Source organism: Phenylobacterium aquaticum, from assembly GCF_022695515.1.
In the GTDB taxonomy this organism is placed as follows: domain Bacteria; phylum Pseudomonadota; class Alphaproteobacteria; order Caulobacterales; family Caulobacteraceae; genus Phenylobacterium; species Phenylobacterium aquaticum.
Map to the genome: position 1 here is coordinate 23915 of NZ_JALDPT010000022.1, position 26462 is coordinate 50376.

Consider the following 26462-nt stretch of genomic DNA (forward strand, 5'->3'; position numbering starts at 1 on the left):
CGCAACGTGACCTTCTTCCTTCGCCTGATCACCGAGACCGTCGATGGCCAGCAAGCCCTCGTCGCCGTGCCGCAGATCCAGGACGGCCTGACCGGCCGGATCTCGCTTCCCACCTACATCGCCTACCTCACCGAGGCCTATCACCACGTCAAACACACCGTGCCCCTGATGCAGGCGGCCAAGGCGGGGCTGGACGACCGCCACGCCCGGTTCCGCGACGCGCTCGACGAATACATCGCCGAGGAGACCGGTCATGAGGCCTGGATCCTCAACGACATCCGCAACTGCGGCGGCGACGCCGAGGCGGTGCGCCAGGGCCAGCCCCGCGCCGCAACCCAGGCCATGGTCGACTACGCCTATGACTACATCGCCCGGGTCAATCCGATGGGCTTCTTCGGCATGGTCCTGGTGTTGGAGGGGACCAGCGTGCGGCTGGCGACCGAAGGCGCCCAGGCCGTGGCCAGGAGCCTGAACCTCGGGCCCCAGTGCTTCTCCTACCTGACTTCGCATGGGGCGCTGGACCAGGACCATCTGGTGTTCTTCCAGAAGCTGATGGACGAGGTCGACGACCCCGCCGACCAGGCCGCGATCATTGAGGTCGCCCAGGGCGTCTTCCAGCGCTTCGCCGACGTCTTCCGCGCCATCCCCCACACCCGCGTCGCGACCGAGGAGTTCGCCCATGTCCTTTGAAGGCAAAGAGATTCTGCTGACCGGCGGCGCCGGCGGCCTCGGCGGCCTGATCAGCCGCCTGCTCACCGCCGAGGGCGGCCGGGTCACCGTGCTGGATCGCACCGAGCCGGGCGGCGAACTGCGCTTCATGCGCCAGGATCTGTCGACGCCGGACGGCATCGAGGCGGCCGCCGAGGCCGTGGCGGCCCGTGACTGGGACATCATCGTCAACCTGGCCGGCATCCAGCACTTCGGACCGCTGGAGCTGCAGTCGCCGGGCCACCTGATGGCCAGCTATCTGGTGAACCTGGTCGCCCCGGTGCGCCTGACCCAGGCCGCCCTGCCGAAGATGAAGGCCCGCAAGTCCGGCCAGATCGTCAATGTCGGCTCGATCTTCGGCTCCATCAACTTCGCCCACTTCGTCACCTATTCCAGCGCCAAGGCCGGCTTGCGCGGCTTCAGCCAGGCCCTGCGGCGGGAACTGTCGGGCAGCGGGATCGCCGTCACCTATGTCGCCCCCAGGGCGGTGCGCACGGCCCTCAACACCTCGGCCGTGCTGGAATTCGCCAAGCTCACCCACATGAACATGGACGAGCCCCAGCTGATCGCCGAGCGCATCGTCGATGCGATCCGCGCCCGCAGGCGTGACGCCTATTTCGGCTTCCCCGAAGCCATCTTCGTGCGCCTCAACGCCATCTTCCCCGGCCTCGTCGACCGGGCCCTGTCGGCCAACGACCGCAAGGCCGCCCGGCTGTTCGCCCGCTGAGCCCCCAGAGAGCCCACCATGCGCCTTACCTCCCTTGTCCTCACCCTCGCCCTGGCCGCCTCGGCGGGATCCGCCCTGGCCGCCGACGGCCTCGACGCCAAGCTCGACGGCCTCGCCCGCGGCTGGGCCCATGTGAACTACGAGATCCGCGACAAGCCGGCCCAGGCCGCGGCCGCCGCGACCCTGGTCGCCCAGGCCGACGCCGTGGCCCAGCAGTTCCCCGGCCGCGCCGAGCCCCTGGTCTGGGAGGCCATCGCCTCGGCGACCGAAGCCGGCGCCAAGGGCAGCCTGGGCGGCCTGGCGCTCGCCAAGTCCGCGCGCGGTCTCCTGGAGCGGGCCGAGAAGATCAATCCCGCCGCCCTCGGCGACGGCTCGGTCTATACCAGCCTGGGGTCGCTCTACGCCCAGGTGCCGGGCTTCCCGATCGGGTTCGGAGATCCGGCCAAGGCCCGGACCTATCTGCAGAAAGCTCTCGCGGCGAACCCCAACGGCATCGATTCCAACTTCTTCTGGGGCGACTTCCTGCTGCGCCAGGGCGACTACGCCGGCGCCGCCAAGGCCCTGGAGCGCGCCCTGGCCGCCCCGGCCCGCCCGGGCCGCGAGGTCGCCGACCACGGCCGCCGCGCCGAGGCCGCGGCCCTGCTGGCCCAGGCCCGCAACAAACGGCACGGGTGAGTCCAAATCAGGGCTCAACGTCGAACCCTGCGCGGGCCGCCCTATTTCGACGCGGTCGTCGCCGGGCAGTCGTCGCCCAGGCGGTGGGCGTCGGTGATCGCCGAGCCGGACAGGGGAATGCCGCCGATCTTGGTCTTCAGCGTCGCCTCCAGCTTGAAGGTGGTCGCCGAATAGGTGCCCTTGGCGGTGACATAGGCCACTTGCCCCTTCTTGGTCGCGCAGCTGCCGGCCAGCCGGATTCGCCCGCCGCCCACCGTGCGGCTCGGATATTCGCAAGCGTAGTGGCGGTTCGACGGCCCGTTCATGAACTTGGTCACGTCGCTGGCCGTCAGGCATTTGCGCTCGGTCGAGTGGGAGCTGAACAGGAAGGTGGCCGTGTTGTTGGTTTCCCAATAGCCAGGCATGGGCGTCGCCGCGGCCGGAGCCGCCTCCGCCGCGCTCACCGAGCCCGCCGCCAAAAGTCCCAAGATCAGGCCAGCGCCCATGTCGTCTCCTCAATCTCCGTCCGTCCGCACCAGTCTAGGTGACAATGACGGCGAGACGGCGCCACTCATTTTCGCAATAATTTTTTTGGCGCCCGCGCCCGCGCCGAGTCATATCGTCCCCGACCCCGTCGACGGGAAGGCTGCAAGGGCGCGATGCATGAGACCGGTGGGCCGCTTGAGCGCCGATATCGCCTTGGGACAGACCCAAGCGTGACCGCCTATCTCCGTCGTCCGGAGGGCAAGACCCTCCTGTTCCTGGCCTTGGTCACCCTGGTCCGCCTGATCGCGGCCCGCTGGATCCATCTGACCGAGGACGAGGCCTATTATCGCCTGTGGGCCCAGCACCTGGCCTTCGGCTATTACGACCACCCCCCGATGGTGGCCTGGTGGATCCGGGCGGGCATGACCCTGGCGGGCGACAATCCGCTCGGCGTGCGCCTCCTGCCGGTGCTGGCGACGGCGCTTTCGAGCCTGCTGGTCGCCGATCTCGCCCGCAGTCTGGGCGGCAAGCCCGAGACCGCCCTGCGCGCGGCGGTCTGGTACAACGCCAGCCTGACCATCGGCCTGGGCGGGATCCTCGCCGTGCCCGACGCCGCCGCGGCCCTGTTCTGGGTGGCCTGCCTCTGCGCGCTCGCCCGTGTGGCCAAGGGCGGCTCACCGCTCTGGTGGCTGGCGGCCGGCGCGGCCGCCGGGCTGGCGGTGCAGTCGAAATACTCCGCCATGTTCATCGCCCCCGGCGTCGTCCTCTGGTTGGTCGTCGACCGCGACCGCAGGCGGCTGCTCGCCACCCCGGCGCCCTGGGCGGCGGCGGTGCTGGCGGTGGCCCTGTTCGCGCCGAACCTGGCCTGGAACGCCAACCATGACTGGATCACCATCGCCAAGCAGTTCGGCCGGGTCGCGCCGCGCAAGTTCGCCCCTGTCCATGTGCTGGAGCTGCTGGCGGCCCAGTTCGTCCTGCTCAATCCGCTGGTCTCGGTCTATGCGCTCCGCGGCCTGCGCCTGCCTTGGCTCAAGACGCCGCAGGCGCGACCCGCCCTCGCCCTGCCGATCCTGACCGCCGCGCCTTTCGCGGCCTATCTGGTGTTTCACGCCCTGCACGCGACGGTCCAGGCCCACTGGCCCGTCCCCCTGTTCAGCGGGCTGGCGGTCTGCGCGGCCCTGGCGGCCGAGACCTGGCCCGGCGGCGCCGTCGCCCGCCGCTGGCGGATCATCGGGACCTCGGCGGGCCTGATCCTGTCCGCAGGCCTCCTGATCTACATGACCCAGACCCACTCGCGGACCCTGGCCAAGGTTGATCTCATCCTGGCGCTCCGCGGCTGGAGGGAGCTCAGCGAGGACGTCGAGACCCTTCGCGAGCGCCAAGGGGCGGGCTGGGTCGGCACGGTCGGTTACGGCACCCTGGCCCAGTTCGAGGCCGAGCGGCGCATCCAGGCGCCGACCCTGCAGATCCTGGAGCGCGACCGTTATCGCTTCGACGCCGCCCCGCACGCCCCCTTGCAGGGCCCTGGCCTGGTGGTCGATCTGGCGCGGCGGCTCGATCCCGAAGACCTCGCCCGCTGCTTTGCGACCGTCACCCCGGTCGGCGAACTCGACCGCGGCGTCCACGGTGGCCGCCATGCCCACTACGCCGCCTATCGGGTCGAGGGGCCCAAGGTCGACGTAGTCAAGGACGGCTGCCCCGACTCGCCCGAACGCATCCGCAACCGCTTCCGCTCCGGGTCCTGAGCCGCTAAGGAAGGCGCTGTCGGCCCCGCGGCCGGCGTCGTCATGGGGCCGGCTTAGCTCAGCTGGTAGAGCAGCGGTTTTGTAAACCGAAGGTCACGGGTTCGAGTCCTGTAGCCGGCACCAATCGAGATCGCGGGCGGCCATCGCGGCGGCCCGCCGCTTCCCCGCCCATCGGACCCCTCCTTGACCGAACCCCGCAAGCCGATCGAGATCTTCATCGACGCCGACGCCTGTCCCGTGAAGGACGAGGTCTACAAGGTCGCCCAGCGCTACGGCCTCAAGACCTGGGTCGTCTCCAACGCCTTCATGATGATCCCGACCTCGCCGATGATCGTGCGGGTGATCGTGGATGCGGGCCCCGACGTCGCCGACGACTGGATCGCCGAGCGCGCCATGGAGGGCGACGTGGTGATCACCAATGACATTCCCCTCGCCGATCGGGCCCTGAAGAACGGCGCCCATGTGCTGGCGGGGACGGGCAAGCCCTTCACCCCGGACTCCATCGGCTCGGCCCTGGCCCATCGCGCCATCATGGAGCAGCTGCGCTCCACCGGAGAGGTCACCGGCGGTCCCAAGCCCTTCGATCGCAAGGACCGCTCGCGCTTCCTCCAGGCGCTGGACGAGGTGATCAATCGCGAGCGTCGCCGCCGCGGCTGAATCCCTGTGCAAAGCTTGCTAACCGTGGCGCTTGCGGTAGCTTCCGGCCGTCTTCCAAACCCGGAGAAAGTCGATGCGTCGTCCTGGCCTGCTGCTCGCCGCCACCCTCATCACCGCCGCCGCCCTGACCGCGTGCGGCAAGCCGCAGGGCGGCCAGGCGACCGGCTCGGAGGAGGCCTCCAGCGAGCCCGCCACCGCCCCGGCGGCCGCGCCCGTCGAACTGACCGACGCCCAGAAGGCGACCCTGGTCGCCAGCCTGCCCGCCCCCTACAACACCGGCGACATCGCCAACGGCAAGAAGGTCTTCGCGGTCTGCAAGTCCTGCCACACGGTCGTCCAGGGCGGCGCCAACATGACCGGCCCGAACCTGTGGGGCGTGTTCGGCCGCGCCTCGGCCTCCGAGGCCGGCTTCACCTATTCCGACGGCATGAAGAAGCTCGGGATCACCTGGGACGCGCCGCAGATCGACAAGTGGATCGAGAATCCCAAGGCCATGGTCGACGGCACCAAGATGTCCTTCGTGGGCGTGAAGGCCCCCAAGGATCGCATCGACGTCATCGCCTACCTGAAGACCGAGACCAGCGCCGCGCCGCAATAGGCGCGCAATCCAGCACAACAACCTTGACGCGACCCGACTATCCCCCCAAATTGGGGATGTCGGGGTCGTTTGAGCATCTGGCGGCCCCGACGACCGCCGCCTGACATCACCCGCTCCGTCATCAGGTCCCCCGGGCCTGAGCCGGGTCGGACGAGCCCACGCCTTCCCACGCCTCTCGGCGTGCGTCCCATCGGAAGGCGCGGACGTCATGCGGCAGGCGCGCCCCGCAACCGCGCCTTCGCCCGACGGACGGCGTCCCCCCGCCGTCCGCGGGCGACGATCTCGATGAGGATTTAAGCCTCCCCGCTTCAGCGGGGAGGCTTTTTCATGGGCGCGCCGGACGGCCTATTCGGCGGCGTTGGCGACGCGGGCCTGTTCGTCGGCTTCGAAGGCCTCGATGCGCCGCGCGGTCGCCAGGGGCGACTTCGTGAAGCGGGCCAGCAGATTGTAGAACACCGGCACGATGAACAGGGTCAGCAGGGTCGAGAAGATCGCCCCGAAGAAGATCACCACCCCGATGGTCTTGCGGCTCTCGCCGCCCGCCCCGCCCCACAGGATCAGCGGCAGGGCCCCGGCCGCGGCCGAGATCGAGGTCATGATGATCGGCCGCAGACGCAGGGAGGCGCTCTCGATCACCGCCTCCCGCACTGACAGGCCTTCGTCGCGCAGCTGGTTGGCGAACTCGACGATCAGGATGCCGTTCTTGGCGGCGATGCCGACCAGGATGATCAGGCCGATCTGGCTGTAGGTGTTGACCGTCGAGCCGGCGATCAGCAGGCCGAACAGCCCGCCCACCGCCGCCACCGGCACGGTCAGCATGATGACAGCCGGGTGGATCCAGCTTTCGAACTGGGCGGCGAGCACGAGGAACACCAAGAGCAGCGCCATGCCGAAGGCCAGGCCGACCGCGCCGCCGGCCTCGAGATAGTCGCGGGCCGTGCCGCCCCACTTGACCGTGATGCCCGGATGCTTGGCGATCTCGGCCTGGAAGTACTGCACCGCCTCGCCGACCGTATAGCCGGGGTTCAGCTGGACGCTGAGGGTGATGGCCCGCAGGCGGTCGACCCGCGCCCTGTCGGGGGTGTCGCCCCGCACCCGGGTGCTGACCACCGAGGACAGGGGAACGGTGGAGCCGCCGCCGGTCCGGACATAGAGATTGCCCACGTCCTGCTCGGTCTGCCGCTGGGCGCGATCCGTCTGCAGGATCACGTCATATTCCTGGCCGTCCTTGATGTAGGTGGTGACCTTGCGCGAGCCGAACATGGTCTCCAGCGCCCGGCCCACCGACTGGGCGGAGACGCCGAGGCTGGCGGCCTTGTCGCGGTCGAGATCGACCAGCAGGCGCGGCGAGGTCGGCTCATAGTCGAGGCGCGCGCGCGACATCTGCGGATTGGCCTGGGCGGCCTGCATCAGCGGCCGGATGGCGGCCTCGATCTCGGGATACTCGTTGCCCAGCACGATCAGGTCGACGCTGTTGCCGCCCCCGCCGCCGCCGCCCACGCCGCCACGCTGCAGGCTGGGCCGCACCGAGGCGATGGCCCGCACCGAGGTGATCGAGGCGAACTGCTTGTTCAGCTGCGCCGCCAGGTCCTGGGAGGTCATGGCGTGCTTGCGGGTGTCCGGCAGGGAGATCGAGGCGTTGCCGGTGTTGAACTGGTTCTGGCCGAAGCGCGGGACGCTGAGATTGTAGCGCTTGATGGTCTGCGACTTCAGCAGCGGGGCCAGCATGGCCTCCATCTGATTGGCCGCCTTGACGGTGTAGTCAAAGCCCGCGCCCTCAGGGGCCTGGATCATGACGTCGACGCGGCCCCGGTCCTCGTTGGGCACCAGCTCCTTGGGGAGCACGTTCAGCATCAGGACGGCGCAAAGCCCCAGGAGCACCACCAGGGCGGCGCCGATGATCCCGGAGGACCGGCGGCCCAGCAGGCCCTCCAGCGAGGCGTGGTAGGAGTTGCGCAGGCTGAGCATGCCGGCGTCGACCTTGCGGGCCAGCCAGCCCTCGCCATGGGCGGGGCGCAGCAGGCGCGAGGCCAGCATGGGCGACAGCGAGAGCGCCAGCAGGGCCGAGAAGCCGACGGCCGCAGAGATCGCCACGGCCAGCTCGACGAACAGCCGGCCGATATAGCCCGGAAGGAACATCAGGGGCGCGAAGACCGAGATCAGCACGATGGTGGTGGCGACCACGGCGAAGAACACCTGCCGCGCCCCGCGCTGGGCGGCCACCACCGGCGGCTCGCCCTCGTCGATGCGGCGCTGGATGTTCTCGACCACCACGATCGCGTCATCGACCACCAGGCCGATCGCCAGCACCAGGGCCAGCAGGGTCAGGAGGTTGATCGAGAAGCCCAGCGGGGCCAGCACGATGAAGGTCGAGAGCACGCAGATCGGCGCCACGATCGAGGGGATCAGGGCCGCGCGCCAGGTGCCCAGGAACACGAAGTTCACGAGCGCCACCAGGGCCAGCGAGATGCCCATGGTGATCCAGACCTCCTGGATCGCGTGGGCGGTGAACACGGTGTAGTCGACCGAGATATCGAGATGCGTGCCCTTGGGCAGCGACTTGTTGATATCGGCCAGCTGCTCCTTCACCCCCTTGGCGATGTCCAGGTCATTGGCCTGGGACTGGCGGGTGATCGCCATGCCGACCTGCTCCAGACCGTTGGAGCGGAACATCCGGCGGTGTTCGTCGGGGCCCTCCTCGATCCGGGCGATATCGCCCAGCCGGGTGACATAGGCGTCCGGATTGGCCTGGGCCGTGGTCAGGGCGCCGGCCGAGGACGAAGTCGTCCCGAGCGCGCCGTTCGAGCCGGCCACGGTCGTGGTGGTGGTCGTGCGCGTCGCGGCCGGAGTGACCGGCAGCTTGGCGAACTGCTCGGGCGTGGAATAGCCGCGGGCGACGCGGATGGTGAAGTCCTTGGTCGGGGCCTCCAGCGCGCCGGCGGGCAGTTCCAGGTTCTGGGCGTTGAGCGCGTTCTCGACGTCGTCCACGGTCAGGCCGCGGGCGGCCATGGCCTGGGGATCGAGCCAGATGCGCATCGAATAGGCCTGGTTGCCGGCCAGATTGACCTGGGCCACGCCAGGCACGGTCGACAGGCGCTCGACCAGATAGCGGTTGGCGTAGTCCGACAGCTGCAAACGATTGAGTTTGCTGGAGGAGAAGCTGAGGAACATGATCGGCGAGGCGTCGGCGTTCGCCTTGGCGATCTGCGGCGGGTCGGCCTGGTCGGGCAATTGCGACACCACCCGGCTGACCGCGTCGCGCACGTCATTGGCCGCGGCGTCGAGGTCGCGGTCCAGGGTGAAGGAAATGTTCACCCGGGACAGGCCGTCCCGGCTGTCGGAATTGACCCGGTCGATGCCCTGGATGCCGGCGACCTGGCGCTCGATCACCTGGGTGATGCGCTCCTCGACCACCTCGGCGGACGCGCCGCGATAGGTGGTGGAGATCGAAACCACGGGCGGATCGACGCTTGGCAGTTCGCGAACGGCCAGGGCGCTGAAGCAGGCCAGGCCCACCACACACAGGATGATCGCGGCCACCGCCGCGAACACCGGGCGGCGGACGGAGAGATCGGAGAGCATCATGCGCCGGGTCGGGGGCCGCCCGCTCCCATGCCCGGCTTGCCCGCGCCGTGCTTGCCGGCGCCGCCGCCGATCCGCACCGGCTGGCCGGGCTGCAGCTTGTTCAGCCCGTCAGCGACCAGCTTCTCGCCCAGGGTGACGCCGTCCTTGATCTCGACGAAGCCGTCCTGGCGCACACCGGTCACGACGGGGCGCTGTTCGGCCACGAGCTTTCCGCCCTGGTCGTTGATCACATAGACGAAGGCGTTGTCGCTCAGGACCGACAGGGCCGATTCCGGCGCGGACGGCGCCTGGCGCACGCCCTCGGCGATACCGACGCGCAGCATCATGCCCGGCTTCAGCTTATGGCCGGGATTGGGAAACTCGGCGCGGGCGGTGAGCGCGCGGGTCTTCTCGTCGATCCGGGTGTCCAGCTTGGCGATGCGGCCGGCGATCTTGACGCCCGGATAGGCGTCGACCGAAGCGGTGATCATCTGGCCCTCATGCACCGCGGCCAGGTCCCGGTCGGGGATCTGGAAGTCGACCCGGATGGTGTCGATGGCGTCCAGGGTGACGATGGCCGCCCCCGGATTGATCAGGGCGCCCGGCGCGATGTCGGACAGGCCGACCACGCCGGCGAACGGCGCGCGGATCACCCGGTCGCCCTGCCGGGCCTGGGCCGCGGCCACGTCGGCCTTGGCCGAGAGCCAGTTGGCCTCATAGAGATCCACGGCGGACTTCGAGGCGAACCCCTTGTCGGCCAGCGTCTTCCAACGCTGATATTCGCGCTCGGCCTGGAGGGCCTTGGCCTGGCTCTGGACGAGGCCCGCATCCTGCTCGCTGGCCTTCAGCTCGACCAGGACCGCGCCCTTGGCGACGCTCTGGCCCGGCGTGAACCGCACCTTGTCCACCAGCTGGGTGGTCGCCGCCGTCAGGGTGACGGACTGCCGCCCCTTGGCCACGCCCAGCACGTCGATGGTGTCGGTGAAGGTGCGCGGCGCGACGACCACGACCGAGACCTGGGTCGGTCCGCCGCCGCCGGGGCCGCCCATGCGACGTCCGCCCTGCCCGCCGCCGCCGCCCGGCCCGCCCGCCTTGGACGCGGAGGCGCCAGGAGGGCCGCCCGCGGGGTCAGCCTTCTTGCCGAAGAGGATCTTGGCGCCCCCCACGACGATCATCAGGATCAGCACAAGGACCGCGCCGGCGAGGAAGAAATGGCGTCGCAACAAGGCCTAAGGAACTCCGTCGCCTCTGAAATGTCAGGCGCTAAAGGGGCAAATCACCAGCGCTCTTATGGCCTTAAACTGCGGGTCGTCCAGTGACTGCAGCATGTCGATCCATTGCGTCGTGGAAATAACCACGCCGATTGGCGAAACCCCGCCGGTTATCGGCGCGAAATCCCGCTAGGGCGCAAAGAAAACGGGCGCCCCGAGAGGCGCCCGCAGAATGCCGTTATGCGAGCCCTTGAAACGCCGGGCCCGCGGAGCGCAATCGTCAGGCGTCGTAGCCCGGCGACTCCTTGTCCAGCCGGCGCAGATTGCCCGGCCAGGCCAGCTTGCCGCCCAGGCCGCGCATGGTCTGGCCGCGAACCTCATCCTGGGCCGCTTGAGGCGCGATCAGCACGTTCTCGCGGCCGGCCGACAGCGCCATGACCTGCATCTTACAGGCGCGCTCCAGGTAATACATGTTCAGCCAGCAATCGGAGGCGGTCTCGCCGGTGGTCAGCGTGCCGTGATTGCGCAGCAGAACCATGGGCTTGTCGCCGACATCGGCGATCAGGCGCTCGCGCTCGTCGAGGTTCAGGGCGATGCCTTCATAGGTATGATAGGCGAGCTTGGGCAGGCAGATCAGAGCGTGCTGCGACAGCGGCAGCAGGCCTTCCTGCTGGGCGGCGACAGCCACGCCCTGGTCGGTGTGCAGGTGCATCACGAACATGGCGTCTTCCCGGGCCGCGTGGATGGCCGAGTGGATCGTGAAGCCCGCCGGATTGATGAAATAGGGCGTGTCCTGGAGGATGTTGCCGTCCAGGTCGATCTTCACCAGCGACGAGGCGGTGATCTCGCCGAAGAACATGCCGTAGGGATTGATCAGGAAGTGGTGCTCCGGCCCCGGAATGCGGGCGGAGATGTGGGTGTAGATCATGTCGTCCCACCCGTTCAGCGCCACAAGGCGATAAAGGGCGGCGAGTTCGACGCGCGCTTCCCACTCTTCGGCGCTGACCTTGCCCTTGAGCGAGTTCACGCCAACCAGCGAACCATCGGCCATGGCGGCCTCCCCTGTCCAAATCCAAACGATTGTTGGACCCAGAGTCGCGCCGGGGGGCCGCAGCGTCAAGCGCTGCTTCGTCTATCGGCTTCGGTTCAGCCTTTCGGGCCCTTGGCCGAGGCCTTGCGGGCGCGCTCCAGCTCGGCGCCCTCGGCGCCGTCCAGCGCCTGCTCGGCCTCGCGCGCCTTCTCGTCGACCGGGCCCTTGCGAACGAATTCCGCCTCCGCCTTGTCGAAACGGCGAGCGGCGTCGTAGTCGCCCTCGCCCTGGATCTTGTCGGCCATGGGAACCTCCTTGGGTGGCTCCCGGATAGAACTCCGCGGCGACGGGGATGTTCCTACTTGCCGCCGCCCAGGCTCTTGATCAGGCCGTACTGGAACTGCAGGCCCTCATAATAGGCCTTCTCGGAAATGCGCTCGTCGCGGCCATGGGCGCGGTTGTCGTCGGCGTCGTACCAGACCGCCGCCATGGCGTAGCTCGGAATGCCCACGGCGCGGGTGTAGATCGAGTCCGAGGCGCCCAGGTCCATGTGCGGGGCGATGGTCACGCCCGGCCATTCGGCGTGGATGACCGCGCTGAGCTTGGCGTTCAGCGCCGGATCGAGCGGCGAGTCGGGCGCCGGATTGGCGGGCGTATAGACCTTGATCGCGATCTTGGGGTCGTTGATCACCTCGGCCAGCTTGGCCTGAACCTGGGCCTGGCTGTCGACCGGCATCATCCGGCACTGGATCAGCGCGCTGGCCCGCTGCGGCAAGGCGTTCTCGGCGTGGCCGCCGGACAGGCCGGTGGCGACGCAGGTGGTCCTCAGACGTGCGTTGCGCTCCGGCGTCGCGCTTAGCCGGGCGGCGGCGGCGAGGTCCGGCGGGGTCTGGGCCACGGCCTTCAGATCGGCGGCGGTCTGGCCGCTGGCCTGGGCGGCGGCGACCAGGAAGTCGCCGCGCGTCGTGGGCGTGGTCTCGACCGGGAAGCTGTAGGCGGCGATCTTGTCCAGCGCCTTGGCCAGCTCATAGATGGCGTTGTCCGGCTCGGGGATCGACGAGTGGCCGCCCTTGTTGGTCGCCTCGATCTGGAAGGTGACGAACACCTTCTCGCTGGTCTGGATCCCGTAATAGAGCGGCTTTCCCTCGCGGGTCGCGCCGCCGCCGCCGTCGGGATTGATCACCAGCCCCGCATCGATCAGGTCGCGGTGGGTCTTCACCAGCCACTCGACCCCGTTGGCGTCGCCGCTCTCCTCGTCCGAGGTGAAGGCGAAGATCAGGTCGCGGTCGGGGGTGAACCCCTCCTGCTTCAGGCGGATCAGGGCGGCCAAGACGATGGCGTCCTCGCCCTTCATGTCCTGGACGCCGCGGCCGTACCACCAGCCGTCCTTCTCGGTGAGGGCGAAGGGCGGAACGGTCCAGTCCTCCGGCTTGGCCTCGACCACGTCCAGGTGGCCGATCCACAGCACCGGCTTGGCCTTGGGCGCCTTGGCGCGCAGCCGCACCACCACCTGGCCCTGGTTCGGATGCTCGGGCATGACCAGCAGCTGGGCGTCGGCGTCGCTGAACCCCGCCGTCTTCAGCCGGGCCAGCACGGCCTTGGCGGCGACCAGGGTGCCATGGTCATGCACCGTATTGATCGCGATCAGCTCTTTCAGAATGTCGTGGGCGAGCGCCTGGTTCGCCGCCGGCGGCAGGGGCGCGGGCTTGGCGGCGGGCGCCGCTTGCGCCGCACCGGCGAGCAGCAGGGCCGAAAGGCCGCCGAGCAACAGGGTCCTGGTCGTCATGTCCCACCTACCGCAAACACAATCACGTCTATTGAGCGCGGCTAACTGGCGGAGTCGAGCCCGGCCGCCAAGCCCATGATCTCGTCCGCGGCGCGTTCCTGGCTGCCTGCCGAAAGATCGCTCAGGGCGATCACGCCCAGCCGGGGCCGCTGGTCCTTGCGGGCGGACCGGTCATAGGCCGGGTCGTAGTGGTGCTCCATCAGCGCCGACGCCAACTCCTCGAACGCCCCGGCCCCGGCCAGGCCGCGCCAGTTCTCCAGCCGCTTCTGGCCCGGATAGACCGGCAGCCGGGCGAAAGCGGCGTCCAGCTCGACGGGGTTGCGGATGATGTCGCCATAGGCCGTGACCAGGTAGCGGGCGCGGGCGTCCAGGGGCGCCGTGATCTCCACCCGCGGCGCGGCCTGCATCGCCTTCCAGATCACCGGCGGGGTCATCCGCTCGCCGATCTTGCTGGATTCCGCCTCGACGAAGATCGGGCGGGCCGGATCCAGGGCGTCCAGCTCCGCCAGCAGCCGGCTCTCGAACATCTTCTGGCTGGGCTGCTCCCGGCCGATCGCGCCGAACAGGGACCCGCGATGGGCGGCCAGCCCCTCCAGGTCCAGGGTCTGCAGGCCGCGGGCCGCCAGGCGGCCGAGGATCTCGGTCTTGGCCGTGCCGGTGTGGCCGTCGAGCAGCACGAGCCTGAGGTTCTGCGCTTCCTCATAGAGGCGCGCCGTCACGGTCCGCCGATAGGTCTTGTAGCCCCCGGTCAGCAGGGTGACCGGCCAGCCCACCTGGGACAGGATGGTGGCCATGGCGTTGGACCTCTGCCCGCCGCGCCAGCAATAGATCAGCGGGCGGAAGCTGGCCGGCCGGTCGGCCAGGGCCCCCTCCAGGTGCCGCGCGATGTTGCGGGCGACATGTGCCGCGCCGATGCGCCGGGCCAGGAACCGGGACTGCTGGACATAGATCGTCCCCACCTCTGCCCGCTCGGCATCGTCCAGAACCGGCAGGTTCTCGGCGCCCGGCATGTGGTCCTCGGCGAACTCGCCGGGACTGCGAACGTCGAGGATCGCGTCGTAATATTTCAGCGACTGGGCGTCGACCGCCTCGGTGTGCCGGATCTCCATGGCCGACTGTTAGCATCTCCGTTCGCCGTGAGGCGAGCGGCTGGTCGGCGGCGCGGGGCAGGCCTAAGAGAAGCCCTGCCCTTCTATCGTCCGGACACGCCCATGACCGCTCCCGTTCGCCTGACCTCCCTCGCCCATGGCGGCGGCTGCGGCTGCAAGATCTCTCCGGCCGTGCTGCAGGACATCCTGGCGCGGATGCCCGCTGCCGCGGCCTTCCCCAATCTGCTGGTGGGGACCGAGACCTCGGACGACGCGGCCGTGTGGCGGCTGAACGACGGTCAGGCCCTTGTGGCCACCACAGACTTCTTCATGCCGGTGGTCGACGATCCCTTCGTCTTCGGCCAGATCGCGGCGACCAATGCGCTCTCCGACATCTACGCCATGGGCGGCAAGCCGATCCTGGCGCTCGCCATTGTCGGCATGCCGATCGAAAAGCTGGCGCCCGAGACCATCGGCCAGATCCTGGCGGGCGGCGCGGCGGTCTGCGCGGCGGCGGGCATTCCGGTGGCGGGCGGCCACTCGATCGACAGCGTCGAGCCGATCTACGGCCTGGTCGCCCTGGGCCTCGTCCACCCCGACCGGGTGCTGAAGAATTCCGCCGCCCGGGCCGGCGACGTGCTGATCCTGACCAAGGCCCTGGGGGTCGGCGTGCTGAGCGCCGCCTTCAAGCAGGAGAAGCTCGACGCTGCGGGCTATGACGCCCTGGTGGCCTCGACCACCCAGCTCAATGCGGTGGGTCCCGCCCTCGCCGAGCTCGACGGCGTCCACGCCATGACCGACGTCACCGGCTTCGGCCTCCTGGGCCACGCCCTGGAAATGGCCCGCGGAGCCGGCCTGACCGCCGTGATCGACCCCCACGCGGCCGCCCTGCTGCCCGGGGTCGAGGCCCTCGCCAAGGCCGGAGTGCGCACAGGCGCCTCGGTGCGCAACTGGGCGAGCTACGGCGCCCAGGTCGGCGGGGCCGACGCCCTGGACGACGGGACGCGGGACCTGCTGTGCGATCCCCAGACCAGCGGCGGGCTCTTGATCGCCGTCGATCCCGCCCAGGCCGACCAGGTCATGGCGCTCGTCCAGGCCCAGGGATTCGGCCTGGCCCGCAGGGTCGGGGCGCTTCAGGCGCGGAGCGGCGATGCGCCGCCCCTCGTGCTGCGCGGCTGAGGCGGCTCGTCAGGCCTTGGTCCGCACCCGGGCCACGGCGTCGAGCCAGCGGGCATAGGCCCCCTCGCGGATGTGGCTGCTGACCGCCGGCTCATGCCGGTCCGTCGAGGGGCGCGCCGCGGCGGCCTCCTCGATCGTAGCGTAGACCCCGGCCCCCAGCCCGGCGAACAGAGCCGCGCCCAGCGCCGTCGTCTCCTGATAGGTCGCGCGGCCGACGGCCACCCCGGTCAGATCGGCCAGGCGCTGGCTGAACCAGGCCGACCGCGACATCCCCCCGTCGATCCGCAACTCGACCCCGGCGCCGAAGGCGTGGGGCGCATCGGCCCGCATCGCCTCGATCAGGTCGCGGGTCTGCAGGGCGCAGGCGTCGAAGGCCGCCTGGGCGATTTCTGCCAGGCCCGTGTCACGGGTCAGGCCGAACAAGGCGCCGCGGGCGTCGGCGTCCCACCAGGGCGCGCCGAGGCCCGTGAAGGCCGGCACCATCACCACCCCGTGATCGGCGCGCGCGGTCTGGGCCAGGGCCTCGACCCCGCCGCCGCCGCCCGCGACCTCCAGCCCCTCATTGACCCATTGCAGGGCGGCGCCGGCGATGAAGATCGAGCCCTCCAGGGCATAGGTCGTGCGTCCCGCGACGCGGGCCGCCACCGTGGTCAGCAGCCGGGCGCGCGAGACCGCGAAGGTCTCACCCGTATTGACCAGCATGAAGCAGCCGGTGCCGTAGGTGGCCTTCATCTCGCCCGGCGCGACGCAGCCCTGACCCATCAGGGCCGCCTGCTGGTCGCCGGCCACGCCGCGGATCGGCACGGCGGCGCCGAGCAGGGCCGGATCGGTCGTCCCATAGTCCGCCGCGCAATCAAGCACGGTCGGCAGGATCGCCGCCGGCACCTCGAACAGGGCCAGCATCTCGGCCGACCACGCCTGGGCCTTCAGGTCGAACAGCAGGGTGCGCGAGGCGTTGGTGGCGTCGGTGGCGTGGACGCGCCCGCCGGTCAGGTTCCAGATCACCCAGCAATCCATGGTGCCGACCAGCAGCTCGCCGGCCTCGGCGCGGGCGCGCAGGCCCGGCGTCTCATCGAGCATCCAGGCGATCTTGGTCCCGGAGAAATAGGGATCGAGCAGCAGGCCCGTGACCTCGCTGACCCGCGGCTCGTGGCCCGCGTTGCGCATCCGTTCGCAAGTCGCGGCCGTGCGGCGGTCCTGCCAGACGATGGCCTTGCGGACCGGCTGGCCGGTGGCCTTGTCCCAGATCACCACCGTCTCGCGCTGGTTGGTGACGCCGATGGCGGTGACCTCGGCCATGGTCCGGCCGGCCTTCTCGACCGCCTCGCGCAGCACCTCGACGCTGGTCCGGAAGATCTCGGTCGCGTCGTGCTCGACCCAACCGTCGGCCGGATAGAACTGCTCCAGCGGACGCCCGGCCTCGGCCAGGGCCTGGCCCTTGGCGTCGAAGAGAATGGCGCGGGTTGAGGTCGTGCCCTGGTCCAGGGCCAGGATCAAAGGCTCGGCCAAAACGGTCCTCCGCTCAAACTGGGGCAGTACGCCTGCGCTGTTCCGCCACATTCATAGTCAGCGGCTTGTAACCATGTTTTCATCCGACCCGGAGCAGATTCGCCAGCGCGTTTGTTCCAGAGTGGAATTGAGGAATTCGGCGTTGTCCGTCGCGGCCAAGACCCAGGAGATTCTCTCCCTGGCCCGTAGTCGGGCCGTGCAGGACCGTGAACGCCTGCTCCTGGCCATTGTCGACCTGTGCGATGCTGGCGACGGCGCGACGGCGGTGATGGAATCGCCGCCGGTCCAGGCCCTGCTCTCCTCCATCTTCATGAGCCTGGTGGTCGAGGCCGAGCGCGACATCCGCCGCCGGCTGGCCGAAAAGCTGGCCGACGCCGAATGGGCGCCGGTCGCCCTGATCAATGTGCTCGCCCTGGACGACATCGAGATCGCGCGGCCCGTGATCGCCTCCAGTCCGGTCCTGAAGGACAACGATCTGGTGCGCCTGCTGGTCGAAGCCACCATCGAGCATCAGATCGAGGTCGCCCGCCGGCCCCAGCTCGGCGCGCCCGTCGTCGCCGCTATCCTGGAGCAGAACGAGCCGGCCGTGCTCACCGCCCTGGCGGGCAATGTCTCCGCCCAGGTCAGCCGCGACGACCTCAAGCGCCTGATCGGCGCCGCCCGGCGGATCGCCGCCCTGCGCACCCCCCTGTCCCGCCACCCGGGCCTCACCGACGATCTGGCCCGCGAGCTCTATGTCTGGGTGGGCCAGGCCCTGCGCAACAGCCTGGCGGCCCGCTTCCGCCTGGACCAGACCGCCCTCGACGCGGCCATCGCCGAGTCGATCCGCGAGGCCCACGGCGGCGTGGTGTCCGAGGTCGACGGCACGGTGGTCTTCCCCCAGGAGGACGAGCGCGCCGAGATGGAGAAGCGGCTGCTCGCCAAGCTCGACCAGGCCGGCCAGCTCCGCCCGGGCTACCTGCTGCGCGCCCTGCGCGAACAGAAGCTCAGCCTGTTCATCGGCGGCCTGACCACGCTCGGCCGCTTCGATCCCGACCAGATCCGCCGCGCCATCGATTCGGATCGCCCGGAGCTGCTGGCGCTGGCCTGCGCCTCGGTGGGTATCGACCGCAGCGTCTTTCCGACCATTCTCGAGCTGGTCCGCGAGCTGAATGACGGCCATCCCGGCGGCGGCGCGGAGGGCGCGCGACGGGCGGCCGGCGCCTTCGGCCCCTTCGCTCCGGACATCGCGCGCACCGCCTTCACCAAGGCCCTCGCCAAGGTTTGACAATCCGGCCCAATCCCGCGCTTCTGGCGCCTGCATGTTCAAGGCCGAACCCCACGTGACTCGCCTCGCCTTCCTGGCCAGTGATCGGTCCGAGGCCCAGGAGGCCCGGGACGCCCTCGCGCTCCGCTACGGCGACGCCGGCGCGGAGTCCGCCCAGGTCATCGTCGCCCTCGGCGGTGACGGCTTCATGCTGGAAGTGCTGCACGCCCATATGGCCTCGGGCCGGCCGATCTACGGCATGAACCGCGGTTCGGTCGGCTTCCTGATGAACGAGTACAGCGAGGACGACCTCCTGGAGCGGATCAACGCCGCCGAGCGCGCCGTCATCCATCCGCTGTCCATGCGCGCCGTCGACGCCCATGGAACGGTGCACAACGCGCTCGCCATCAACGAGGTCTCCCTGCTGCGCCAGACCCGCCAGACGGCCAAGCTGCGCATCTCGATCGACGGCAAGGTGCGGCTGGGCGAGCTCTCCTGCGACGGGGCGCTGGTCGCCACCCCCGCGGGGTCGACGGCCTATAATCTCTCCGCCCACGGCCCGATCATCCCGCTGGACGCCCGCGTTCTGGCCCTGACCCCCATCAGCGCCTTCCGCCCGCGCCGCTGGCGCGGCGCCCTGCTCGCCCACACCGCCCGGGTCTCGTTCGAGATCCTGGAGGCCGACAAGCGGCCGGTCAGCGCCGTGGCCGATAATTTCGAAGTGCGCGACGTGCTGGAAGTTCACGTTGCCGAAGATCGCGACAAGAGCATGATCATGCTGTTCGACGCGGGACGGAGTCTCGAGGAACGCGTGCTTGCGGAGCAATTTTCTGTTTGATTATAAGGCCTTGCCGCCTCATTCGTTGTTAACGGATCGCCGCTAGGCTGAGTCGACCTATTTCAGGAGCCACGTTGTGAGCCAGCAGAACCCCGGTCAGGTGATCCAGGTCCCCAATACCTTGAAACTCAAGGTCGGCGGCCGGTTCGGCGCGCTCGATCCCAGCGCCATCGCCAAGGCCGAAGCGGCCCTCAAGAGCCTGTCGGGCAACTTCACCCAGTGGCTGCAGGACGAGGTCGTCAAGCTCGAGAACGCCCGCCAGCGGGTCAAGGCCGAGGGCATGACCGCCGAGACGATGGAGTTCCTCTATCTGCGCGCCCACGACCTCAAGGGCCTGGGCACCACCTACGAATATCCGCTGATCACCCGCATCGGCGCCTCGCTCTGCAAGCTGATCGACGACAAGGACAAGCGCCTGACCGCGCCCATGGCCCTGATCGACGCCCACATCGACGGCATCCGCGCCGCGGTGCGCGACGAGGTGAAGACCGACGACCATCCGGTCGGCCGCGTCCTGATCACCGAACTCGAGCGCATGGTCACGGAGATGGGCGCCTAAGCGCCCTCCCCGACCCTACATCACGTTTTCAAGCGGCTCGGCCACGTCGCCGTAGCCGGCGTGCGGCGGCAGCACCAGCACGCGCCGCCCGTCCCGCTCGGTGATCTGCGGCAGCACGGTCACCAGCTCCCGCCCTTGCGCCCGGCCGATGCAGTCCGCCGCGCTCCAGGCCTCCGCCAGCAGCTGAACATTCATCCGCGTCGGGAAGATCACCTTGCGCTCGCCGGCCTCCGCCAGGCGCAGCACCTCCGACGGCGCAATCCATTCCGCGTCCACCGTCTCGTGCCCGTCGCAGGCGGCCAGCTGATCCTCCGGCGCCTTGGCGGCGTAGAACCAGGTGTCGAACCGCTTGGGCGTGAGCGGCGGGGTGATCCAGCGGGCGAAGACGGTCAGCGCATGCAGGTCGAGCTGGACGCCCAGGTCGCGCACCACGTCCAGGAAGGCGATCTCGCCCTTGTCCACGGCCTTGCGCACGTCCAGCGGCGCGGCCTCCCCGCCGATCGGCGAGCCGTCCTTGCGCCGGCCCAGCACCAGGCCCGCCTCCTCGAACACCTCGCGGATCGCCGCGATGCGCAGGCCCCGCTGCACGGCGTCGAAATCGTCCCAGCCCAGCAGGTGGTCGGCCCATTCGGCGACGTCGTCGCCGGCGTGGGTCTTGCCGCCCGGGAACACCAGGGCGCCTGAGGCGAAGTCGATCTGATGGTGCCGCTTGACCATCAGCACCTCGAAGGCGGGGTCGTCGCGAAGGATCAGGATGGTGGCCGCCGGCTTGATGGCGGAGTCGGGCGCGATATCGGTCATGCCCTCAGCTTGGGCGCCAGACGCCGCGCGTGCAAGCAGGGTTTCGGGCGCCCTTAGGTCACCCGCCTTAGGCGGTCTGGACCGCCCGCGCGCCCCGTCGCGCCTCCTGGGAGATGCGGTCCATCTTCTCCAGCAGGTATTCCACATCGTCGCGCGACGCGTTGGCCGGCTGGGTCAGGAACCGCTGCAGCATGCGCTCCTGGAACCGCTCGCGGTCCTTGGCCCCGCCGTCGAACTCCATGGAATGATAGGTGTCGACCGCCGCGCGGAAGGCCGGGAACAGCCGCGCCGGCAGGGCCGTGCGCTCATAGATCGCCCGCAGCCCCAGCGGTCCGGCGTCGTGGATCATCAGCCAGGTGCGGTGATGCGGCACACTGGCCAGTTCGGCCACGCCCCACTCGAAGAAGGTCATGTGCCCATGCGCCAGGGCCCGCAGCAGCAGGGAGGCGGTCAGCCGCTCGTTCTTGTGCAGATGGGCGACGAAGGTCTTCACGTCGGCCGCCCGGCCGGCCTGATCCACCAGGTCGATGGTCGCCCGCTCCTTGGCGCCCATGGCGATTTCGAGCGCCAGCTCCGGCGAGAGGGTCTGGTGATTGATCAGGTGGTCGCGGACCTGCTCGCTGACCATGTCGATCAGCTTCTCGGTCACCGACATGGGCAGGGCCTGGCGATAGGCCACCGCCGCCAGCACCCGCTCCGAGCGCTCGAAGCGCTCGATCACCTTCTGCAGGGTCCGCTCGGCGAAGTCGGCGTTGTCGTTGGCGCAGGCCGCCTCGACCGCGCGCTCGACCCCGTTCTCGACAATCGCCTCGGTCACGGCCTGGGAGACGCGCGGACGCTTGGCGATCACCACCTGGCGGACCGGCCCGCCCAGGCGGACGATCTCGATCAGATCCTCGTCCGTGAAGGCCGGCGAGGCCGACAGGATCGGCAGGGAGATGCTTTCCACGTCCCGCGCCAGCTTCAGGGCGACGTCGCGCGGCACATTGGGGGAATTCTTCAGCGTGACCGCGAGCGCCCGGCGCACCAGCTCGGCGGCGTCCGACGCCATGACCCGCAGGATCTCGTGCGCCTTGTCCCGGTCGGCCGGAGTGACGACGCTGCGATCGATATTGCGGCAGATCTTATGAGCGGCCACCGCGCGTTCGTCGGGGGTCGCCCCCTTCACCAGCGTGCGGATGTCCTCATCCGTCAGCGCGGCCCGCGTCGTCGACATGCTCACCCAGCCCCTGCCCTCCGGAATCGGAGGTCCGTCGCGAGTATAATGGTGAATTAGGCTTAATGATCTGTTGCAGGCGTATCGGTGGATAACGTCGCGATTAATGATGTTCCGTAACGGGTCGCCAAGGCTGTGGGCTTAGCCTGGGTTGCATCAATTTCGAGGTTCCACCCCCGTGCCCGCCCAGCCCGATCTTCGATCGTCCGAGCCCCAGCGCGGGGGCCTTTCGGCCACCCAACAGGCCCTGGACGCCCAGACCGCCCTGCTGCCCTACGCGCTTGCGGTGTTCACCGTCAGCCTGCCAGCTTACGTCTGGGCCGGCAGCCACGCGCCCAATGCGGTGTGGATGAGCGCCACCTTCGCGATCTTCGCGGCCGCCTGGGCCGCCTTCTATGGCGCGGTGAACTGGCTGAAGAAGCCTGAGGCCGCGACCGACCTGAAGATGCGCGGGCGGGTGCAGATCTTCTGCGCCCTGATCTGGGCCCTGGCGGTCGGCCAGATCGCCTTCTTCGCCGACGGCGCGGGCGCGGCGCGCGAGCCCCTGCTGCTGACCGCCGTGGCCGCCGCCGTGGTGGTGATCTTCTTCGCCTCCCCCTGGCTGCCCAGCCTGCTGATCGTCGGCCCCGCCGCCGCCGCCGGGCCTCTGATCGCCCTCTTCGCCCAGCCCGAGACCCGGGAGCTGGCCAGCCTCAGCTGGGGGGCGATCGCGCTCTCCATGGCGCTCGCCCTGATCTTCAACCGCGTCCTGCGCCGCCAGTTCGAAATGGCCGCCGAGCGCGAGACCCTGATCGCCGACCGCGCCGGCATGGTCGAGGCCGCCCGCCGGCTCGCCCAGTCCAAGTCCGACCTCGTCGCCACCCTCAGCCACGAGATCCGCAACGGCCTGACCGGCGTCGCCCATGTGCTGGCCGCCGCCGCCGGTCGCAACGGCCGTGGCGCCCCGTCGCGCGAGCAGCTGTCGGCCGCCCTCGACGCCGCCAACGACCTGATCTCGGTGCTCAACACCACGCTCGATTCCGAGACCGCCGAGGCCGGCCGCCTGTCGGTCGAGGCCCGGCCCTTCGACGCCGTGAACCTCCTGCGCGACCTGGTGCTGCTGAACCGTCCCAACGCCACGGCCAAGGGGCTGGAACTGGCCCTGCACGTGTCCGACGACCTCGCGAGCGCCAAGACCGGCGCGGCCCTGGCCGACGCCCATCGCGCCCGCCAGATCCTCGCCAACCTGATCGGCAACGCCGTGAAGTTCACCGTCCGCGGCCGGGTCGAGGCTCGCATCGAGCAGACCCTGTCCGGCCGCATCGCCATCGAGATCGCTGATACGGGTCCGGGGCTCGCCGCCGAGGAGATGGAGCGCGCCTTCGAACCCTTCCTGCGGGTGGAGCGCACCAGCGCCGGCACCTCCGGCGCGGGCCTGGGCCTGTCGCTCTCGCGTCAGCTGGCCCGGCTGATGGGCGGCGACCTGACCGCCCACAGCGCCGTGGGCGTCGGCAGCTGCTTCCGCCTCGAACTGCCCTACGATCCCGAGGCCACGGCCGAGCGAGAGGTCGTCCAGGCCGAGGTCTCGACCACGCCCGATCCCGCCGACCGCAAGGCCCTGCGCGTGCTGATCGCCGAGGATGACGGCCTGAACGCCGCCATGCTGCGGGCCGTGCTCGAACAGCTGGGCCACCATGTGGTCCACGCCGTCGACGGCCGCCGGGCCTTCGAACTGGCCAAGGCGATCGAGTTCGACCTGATCATGATCGACGGCCGCATGCCCAATATGGACGGGCCCCAGACCATCGCCGCCATCCGCGCCCTCACCGGCCATGGCGGCCAGCCGCCAATCATCGCCGTGATCGGCGGCGACGCCGAAGAGGCCATGGACTGCACCGCCGCCGGCGCCGACGCCGTGCTGCGCAAGCCGGTCAGCGTGGGCGCCGTGGCCCGCGCCGTGGCCGACGCCATTTCCGCCGGCCGATCCGAACCGGAAAATCGCGTCGTGGCTTGAGGCCGGCGCGTCCGACCGACACAATGCTCCCAACGAGAAAAAGGGAGTGCCGGGCGTGTTGCTCAAGGGTCTGAAGGTCGTCGAATTCGCCTCTTACATCGCCGCCCCCGGCGCGGCGGGCATCCTGGGCGACTGGGGCGCGGAGGTGATCAAGGTCGAGCGGCCCGAGGGCGACCCCATGCGCCACGTCTTCGCCGACGCCGCCGCCGACCTCGCCGGCAATCCGACCTTCAGCATGGACAACCGCGGCAAGCGGGCCATCGTGCTGGACATCTCCAAGCCGTCCGGCCGTGACGCCCTGGCCAAACTGGCCGCCGAGGCCGACGTGTTCCTGACCAATGTCCGGCCCGCCTCGCTCAAGCGCGCGGGCCTGGACGACGCCACCCTGCGCGCCGCCAATCCCAGGCTGGTCTACGCCGTGGTCACGGGCTACGGCCTGGAGGGGCCGGACGCGGCCAAGCCGGGCTTCGACGTCACCGCCTTCTGGGCCCGCGCCGGGGTCGGCCACATGACCGTGCCCAAGGGCCAGGAGCCCTTCCTGCTGCGCACCGGGGTCGGCGACCACACGACATCGCTCGCCACCGTCTCGGCGATCCTGGCGGCCCTCTATGAGCGTGAGCGCACCGGCGAGGGCCGTCTGGTCCAGACCTCCCTGCTCGCCACCGGGGTCTATACAGTGGGCTCGGACCTCGCCGTCCAGCTGACCTTCGGCCGCCTGGCCTCGGCCCGGCCGCACAGCCAGCCCTTCGACGCCCTGGCCAATTTCTACCAGACCTCGGACAGCCGCTGGTTCGTCATCAATCCCCGCGGCGCCGGCAAGGACTGGGTCCCGATCATCACCGCCGCCGGCCGGCCGAATCTAGCTGAGGACGAGCGCTTCGCCACCGGCAAGGCCCGCCGCGTCAACGCCCCGGCCCTCGCCGTCGAACTGGACGCCGCCTTCCGGGTCTTCGATTTCGCCACCGTGGCCGAGCGGCTCGACGCCGCCGACCTCGTCTGGGCGCCCTTCCAGAGCCCCGCCGATGTCGCCGCCGACCCCCAGGTCGCCGCCGCCGGCGCCTGGGTGGGCGTCGAGGACGGCCAGGGCTCCACCTTCCGCTCCCCCGCAGCCCCGGCCCGCTTCCCCGGCGCCGACGCCGTCAGCCGCCCCCCCGCGCCGGTGCTCGGCCAACACACCCGCGAGGTGCTGGCGGAACTGGGCTATGGCGAGGCCGAGGTCGCAGCGATGATCGCCGAGGGCGCGGCGGCCTGACGGGCGCGCCGGTGGCTGGCGCGCCGAGGATGGACTTAGCGGTGAGCAGCCGCTGCCCGGAAGCAGTACTCGTCAGGGCCGCCGAAGGGTCGATTGCGAACTCTCTACAACCTGCGAACGTGACGCTCGCAAACGGAAGGACGACGACCTCGCATGTCTCTCGCTGAAACGGTCTGGTCGTTCGGTTTCTTGGGGTTGTTACTGCTCGGCATTTTTTGGTTCAGGCGGCTGCGAAGTCGGACTGACGATTTCCGACAGACGCGCGATGTTAAACAGCGGATATCCTCGTCGGTAGCCATCTTCGAGAAGGTGGCGCTTTACGCGTTGGCTCTGCTCGTGGGCGGCCTGCTTTTCCGAACCTTCGCCATCTTCCACAAAGGGCAGGTCACCGGCGCCACAGCCGTCTACGTGGTGCTTGGTTGCTCTCTGGTGGCAATACCGGTCGCCGCGCTTGGTGCAAATGGCATCAGTTGGGTGGTGCCCCCACTGCGACGAGCTAATCAAGCGGCGATGTCGGGATCTCAGGTTTCATTTGCTAGCGCGAACCGGGGACTCCTTCTCGTCGCCACTGCCTCAGTCCCCATTGGACTTATTGCGATCATCGTTGCCGGGCTTGAGCCCTGGGCTCGTTAGATCGCGAGAAGTCCGCCCACGGTTGATTTCGCCCGTTGGGTTTAGGCCCAAATTCAAACGTTCAGTTTTCGCCAGCTGGGTGCCATCAGCAGCCACCAAACGCCCGATCGCGCCCGTCTAGCTCTTCCGGTCGTCCCGCGCGTCAGAGAGCACCCGCAGCATCTCGGTCGAGAACATCGAACTCGCCAGCCCCGCGGTCCCGCCGCGGCTCCCGCCGCCGGTCGACAGCCCGTCCACGCCCTGCGGCCCGCGCAGGATAAGGTCCACCAGGGCCGCCTGTTCCTTCAGCCGGTCGGAGTTACGGGCCGAGGCGTATTGGACGAAGCCCTGGTCGGGCGTGACCTGAGGGGCCTCCACAGCTGGCGCGCCGCCGCCGGTGCGGGTGAGATTGGCGTAGACCTCGGCCACGGTGGCCGGGCGGCCATCGCGGTAGAAGATCGCCTTGTTGGATTGGGCGGCGTCGGGGAACAGGCTGGCGGCGCTGGCGCCCGGCCGCGTCTGGGCGGCCTCGATCAGCCTGGCCGAGCCCTGCGGCCCCAGGAAGTGCGCCGCATAGAGTTCGCCGGCGGTGGGCGAGCGCCCCGTGCGGCCGCGCAGATAGGAGGCGTGGTCCGAGGCCAGCTCGCCGGCCATCAGGGACGCGGCGTGCGGATCCATCCGCAGCTCCATCACCGCCTTGCGCGCCTCCGCCCCGTCCACGTGGTAGCGGCCGTCAGAGCCCTTGGTGATCAGGTCGGCGTAGCGGGCGTAGCCGTACTTGGCGCCATGCTGCTTGATGGTCGACAGCCAGGTCTGCTCGGTGAACTGGAACAGTCCCGCGGCCGATGAGGTCGCCGCCTTGGCCCGCGGATTGAAGCTGCTCTCGCGATTGGCCGTCTTCATCAGGAACGAGAAGTCGACCCCCGTCGCGCTGGAGGCGCGCTGGATGGCGGTCTCGACGACGCCCCTGAGTCCCTGGATGGCCATGGGGCCAGATGTGAAC

24 protein-coding genes and 1 tRNA gene are annotated in these 26462 nt (G+C 69.6%); 14 read left to right on the top strand and 11 right to left on the bottom strand.

Annotation, left to right across the window (positions count from 1 at the left end; all coding sequences use genetic code 11):
• Positions 1–6 precede the first annotated feature (6 nt).
• From MQH10_RS15995 to MQH10_RS16005, 3 genes are read left to right on the top strand one after another with little or no spacing between them, the layout of a single operon-like run.
• Positions 7–690, top strand: a complete 684-nt coding sequence (locus MQH10_RS15995) for an iron-containing redox enzyme family protein (protein ID WP_242565018.1) — start codon at positions 7–9, stop codon at positions 688–690.
• The gene (locus tag MQH10_RS16000; protein WP_242565019.1) at positions 680–1435 is read left to right on the top strand and encodes an SDR family NAD(P)-dependent oxidoreductase; all 756 of its coding nucleotides are present in this window, start codon (positions 680–682) and stop codon (positions 1433–1435) included. The genes MQH10_RS15995 and MQH10_RS16000 overlap by 11 nt, the downstream gene beginning before the upstream one ends.
• Positions 1436–1453: 18 nt before the next feature.
• The gene (locus tag MQH10_RS16005) at positions 1454–2110 is read left to right on the top strand and encodes a tetratricopeptide repeat protein (RefSeq protein ID WP_242565020.1); all 657 of its coding nucleotides are present in this window, start codon (positions 1454–1456) and stop codon (positions 2108–2110) included.
• A 41-nt stretch (positions 2111–2151) separates the two neighbouring features.
• Here MQH10_RS16005 and MQH10_RS16010 read toward each other — a convergent pair whose 3' ends face one another.
• Positions 2152–2595, bottom strand: coding sequence for a DUF3617 domain-containing protein (locus MQH10_RS16010; RefSeq protein ID WP_242565021.1), 444 nt, complete (start codon positions 2593–2595; stop codon positions 2152–2154).
• A gap of 210 nt (positions 2596–2805) precedes the next feature.
• Between MQH10_RS16010 and MQH10_RS16015 the strand changes: the two genes are divergently transcribed.
• From MQH10_RS16015 to MQH10_RS16030, 4 genes are all read left to right on the top strand, one after another.
• Entirely contained in the window at positions 2806–4320 is a 1515-nt protein-coding gene (locus MQH10_RS16015) for an ArnT family glycosyltransferase (protein WP_242565022.1), read from the top strand.
• Positions 4321–4367: 47 nt separating this feature from the next.
• Positions 4368–4443: transfer RNA gene (locus MQH10_RS16020), tRNA-Thr, on the top strand.
• 60 nt (positions 4444–4503) lie between these two features.
• Positions 4504–4977, top strand: coding sequence for a YaiI/YqxD family protein (locus MQH10_RS16025; RefSeq protein WP_272886977.1), 474 nt, complete (start codon positions 4504–4506; stop codon positions 4975–4977).
• A 73-nt stretch (positions 4978–5050) separates the two neighbouring features.
• Positions 5051–5575: a c-type cytochrome gene (locus tag MQH10_RS16030; protein WP_242565023.1), complete on the top strand. Its 525-nt coding sequence runs from the start codon at positions 5051–5053 to the stop codon at positions 5573–5575.
• Positions 5576–5920: 345 nt separating this feature from the next.
• Here MQH10_RS16030 and MQH10_RS16035 read toward each other — a convergent pair whose 3' ends face one another.
• The 6 genes from MQH10_RS16035 to mnmH all read right to left on the bottom strand — a co-directional run bounded on the left by MQH10_RS16035 (position 5921) and on the right by mnmH (position 14275).
• The gene (locus MQH10_RS16035) at positions 5921–9157 is read right to left on the bottom strand and encodes an efflux RND transporter permease subunit (RefSeq protein WP_242565074.1); all 3237 of its coding nucleotides are present in this window, start codon (positions 9155–9157) and stop codon (positions 5921–5923) included.
• Entirely contained in the window at positions 9157–10365 is a 1209-nt protein-coding gene (locus MQH10_RS16040; RefSeq protein ID WP_242565024.1) for an efflux RND transporter periplasmic adaptor subunit, read from the bottom strand. The genes MQH10_RS16035 and MQH10_RS16040 overlap by 1 nt, the downstream gene beginning before the upstream one ends.
• Before the next feature lie 265 nt (positions 10366–10630).
• Complete coding sequence (locus tag MQH10_RS16045; RefSeq protein ID WP_242565025.1) at positions 10631–11401, bottom strand: class II aldolase/adducin family protein; 771 nt, start codon at positions 11399–11401, stop codon at positions 10631–10633.
• 95 nt (positions 11402–11496) lie between these two features.
• The gene (locus MQH10_RS16050; protein WP_242565026.1) at positions 11497–11685 is read right to left on the bottom strand and encodes a hypothetical protein; all 189 of its coding nucleotides are present in this window, start codon (positions 11683–11685) and stop codon (positions 11497–11499) included.
• A 53-nt stretch (positions 11686–11738) separates the two neighbouring features.
• Positions 11739–13166, bottom strand: a complete 1428-nt coding sequence (locus MQH10_RS16055; RefSeq protein ID WP_242565027.1) for a M20/M25/M40 family metallo-hydrolase — start codon at positions 13164–13166, stop codon at positions 11739–11741.
• Between the two features lie 41 nt (positions 13167–13207).
• Complete coding sequence (gene mnmH, locus MQH10_RS16060; protein WP_242565028.1) at positions 13208–14275, bottom strand: tRNA 2-selenouridine(34) synthase MnmH; 1068 nt, start codon at positions 14273–14275, stop codon at positions 13208–13210.
• Between the two features lie 102 nt (positions 14276–14377).
• Between mnmH and selD the strand changes: the two genes are divergently transcribed.
• The gene (gene selD / locus MQH10_RS16065) at positions 14378–15433 is read left to right on the top strand and encodes a selenide, water dikinase SelD (RefSeq protein ID WP_242565029.1); all 1056 of its coding nucleotides are present in this window, start codon (positions 14378–14380) and stop codon (positions 15431–15433) included.
• A 9-nt stretch (positions 15434–15442) separates the two neighbouring features.
• Here the strand turns inward: selD and glpK are convergent, their stop codons facing one another.
• A complete protein-coding gene (glpK, locus tag MQH10_RS16070; RefSeq protein ID WP_242565030.1) occupies positions 15443–16942 on the bottom strand; it encodes a glycerol kinase GlpK in 1500 nt (499 codons plus the stop codon).
• Positions 16943–17084: 142 nt separating this feature from the next.
• Between glpK and MQH10_RS16075 the strand changes: the two genes are divergently transcribed.
• The 3 genes from MQH10_RS16075 to MQH10_RS16085 all read left to right on the top strand — a co-directional run bounded on the left by MQH10_RS16075 (position 17085) and on the right by MQH10_RS16085 (position 19585).
• On the top strand, positions 17085–18209 hold the full coding sequence (locus MQH10_RS16075) for a DUF2336 domain-containing protein (protein WP_242565031.1): 1125 nt from the start codon (positions 17085–17087) through the stop codon (positions 18207–18209).
• Positions 18210–18243: 34 nt separating this feature from the next.
• Entirely contained in the window at positions 18244–19026 is a 783-nt protein-coding gene (locus MQH10_RS16080; protein ID WP_242565032.1) for an NAD kinase, read from the top strand.
• Positions 19027–19102: 76 nt separating this feature from the next.
• Positions 19103–19585 carry an Hpt domain-containing protein gene (locus MQH10_RS16085; RefSeq protein WP_242565033.1) on the top strand — a complete coding sequence of 161 codons (483 nt, stop codon included), beginning with the start codon at positions 19103–19105 and terminating at the stop codon, positions 19583–19585.
• 15 nt (positions 19586–19600) lie between these two features.
• Here the strand turns inward: MQH10_RS16085 and MQH10_RS16090 are convergent, their stop codons facing one another.
• Both MQH10_RS16090 and spbR read right to left on the bottom strand, forming a co-directional pair.
• Entirely contained in the window at positions 19601–20386 is a 786-nt protein-coding gene (locus MQH10_RS16090; protein WP_242565034.1) for an NUDIX hydrolase, read from the bottom strand.
• Positions 20387–20453: 67 nt separating this feature from the next.
• Positions 20454–21602, bottom strand: a complete 1149-nt coding sequence (gene spbR, locus MQH10_RS16095) for a SpbR family protein (protein ID WP_242565035.1) — start codon at positions 21600–21602, stop codon at positions 20454–20456.
• A 178-nt stretch (positions 21603–21780) separates the two neighbouring features.
• Between spbR and MQH10_RS16100 the strand changes: the two genes are divergently transcribed.
• The 3 genes from MQH10_RS16100 (at position 21781) to MQH10_RS16110 (ending at position 25480) form a co-directional block, all read left to right on the top strand.
• Complete coding sequence (locus MQH10_RS16100) at positions 21781–23595, top strand: ATP-binding protein (RefSeq protein ID WP_242565036.1); 1815 nt, start codon at positions 21781–21783, stop codon at positions 23593–23595.
• Between the two features lie 55 nt (positions 23596–23650).
• Positions 23651–24847, top strand: coding sequence for a CaiB/BaiF CoA transferase family protein (locus tag MQH10_RS16105; RefSeq protein WP_242565037.1), 1197 nt, complete (start codon positions 23651–23653; stop codon positions 24845–24847).
• Positions 24848–25000: 153 nt separating this feature from the next.
• Entirely contained in the window at positions 25001–25480 is a 480-nt protein-coding gene (locus MQH10_RS16110) for a hypothetical protein (RefSeq protein WP_242565038.1), read from the top strand.
• Positions 25481–25597: 117 nt separating this feature from the next.
• Here MQH10_RS16110 and MQH10_RS16115 read toward each other — a convergent pair whose 3' ends face one another.
• Entirely contained in the window at positions 25598–26446 is an 849-nt protein-coding gene (locus MQH10_RS16115) for a transglycosylase SLT domain-containing protein (protein ID WP_242565039.1), read from the bottom strand.
• Positions 26447–26462 lie beyond the last annotated feature (16 nt).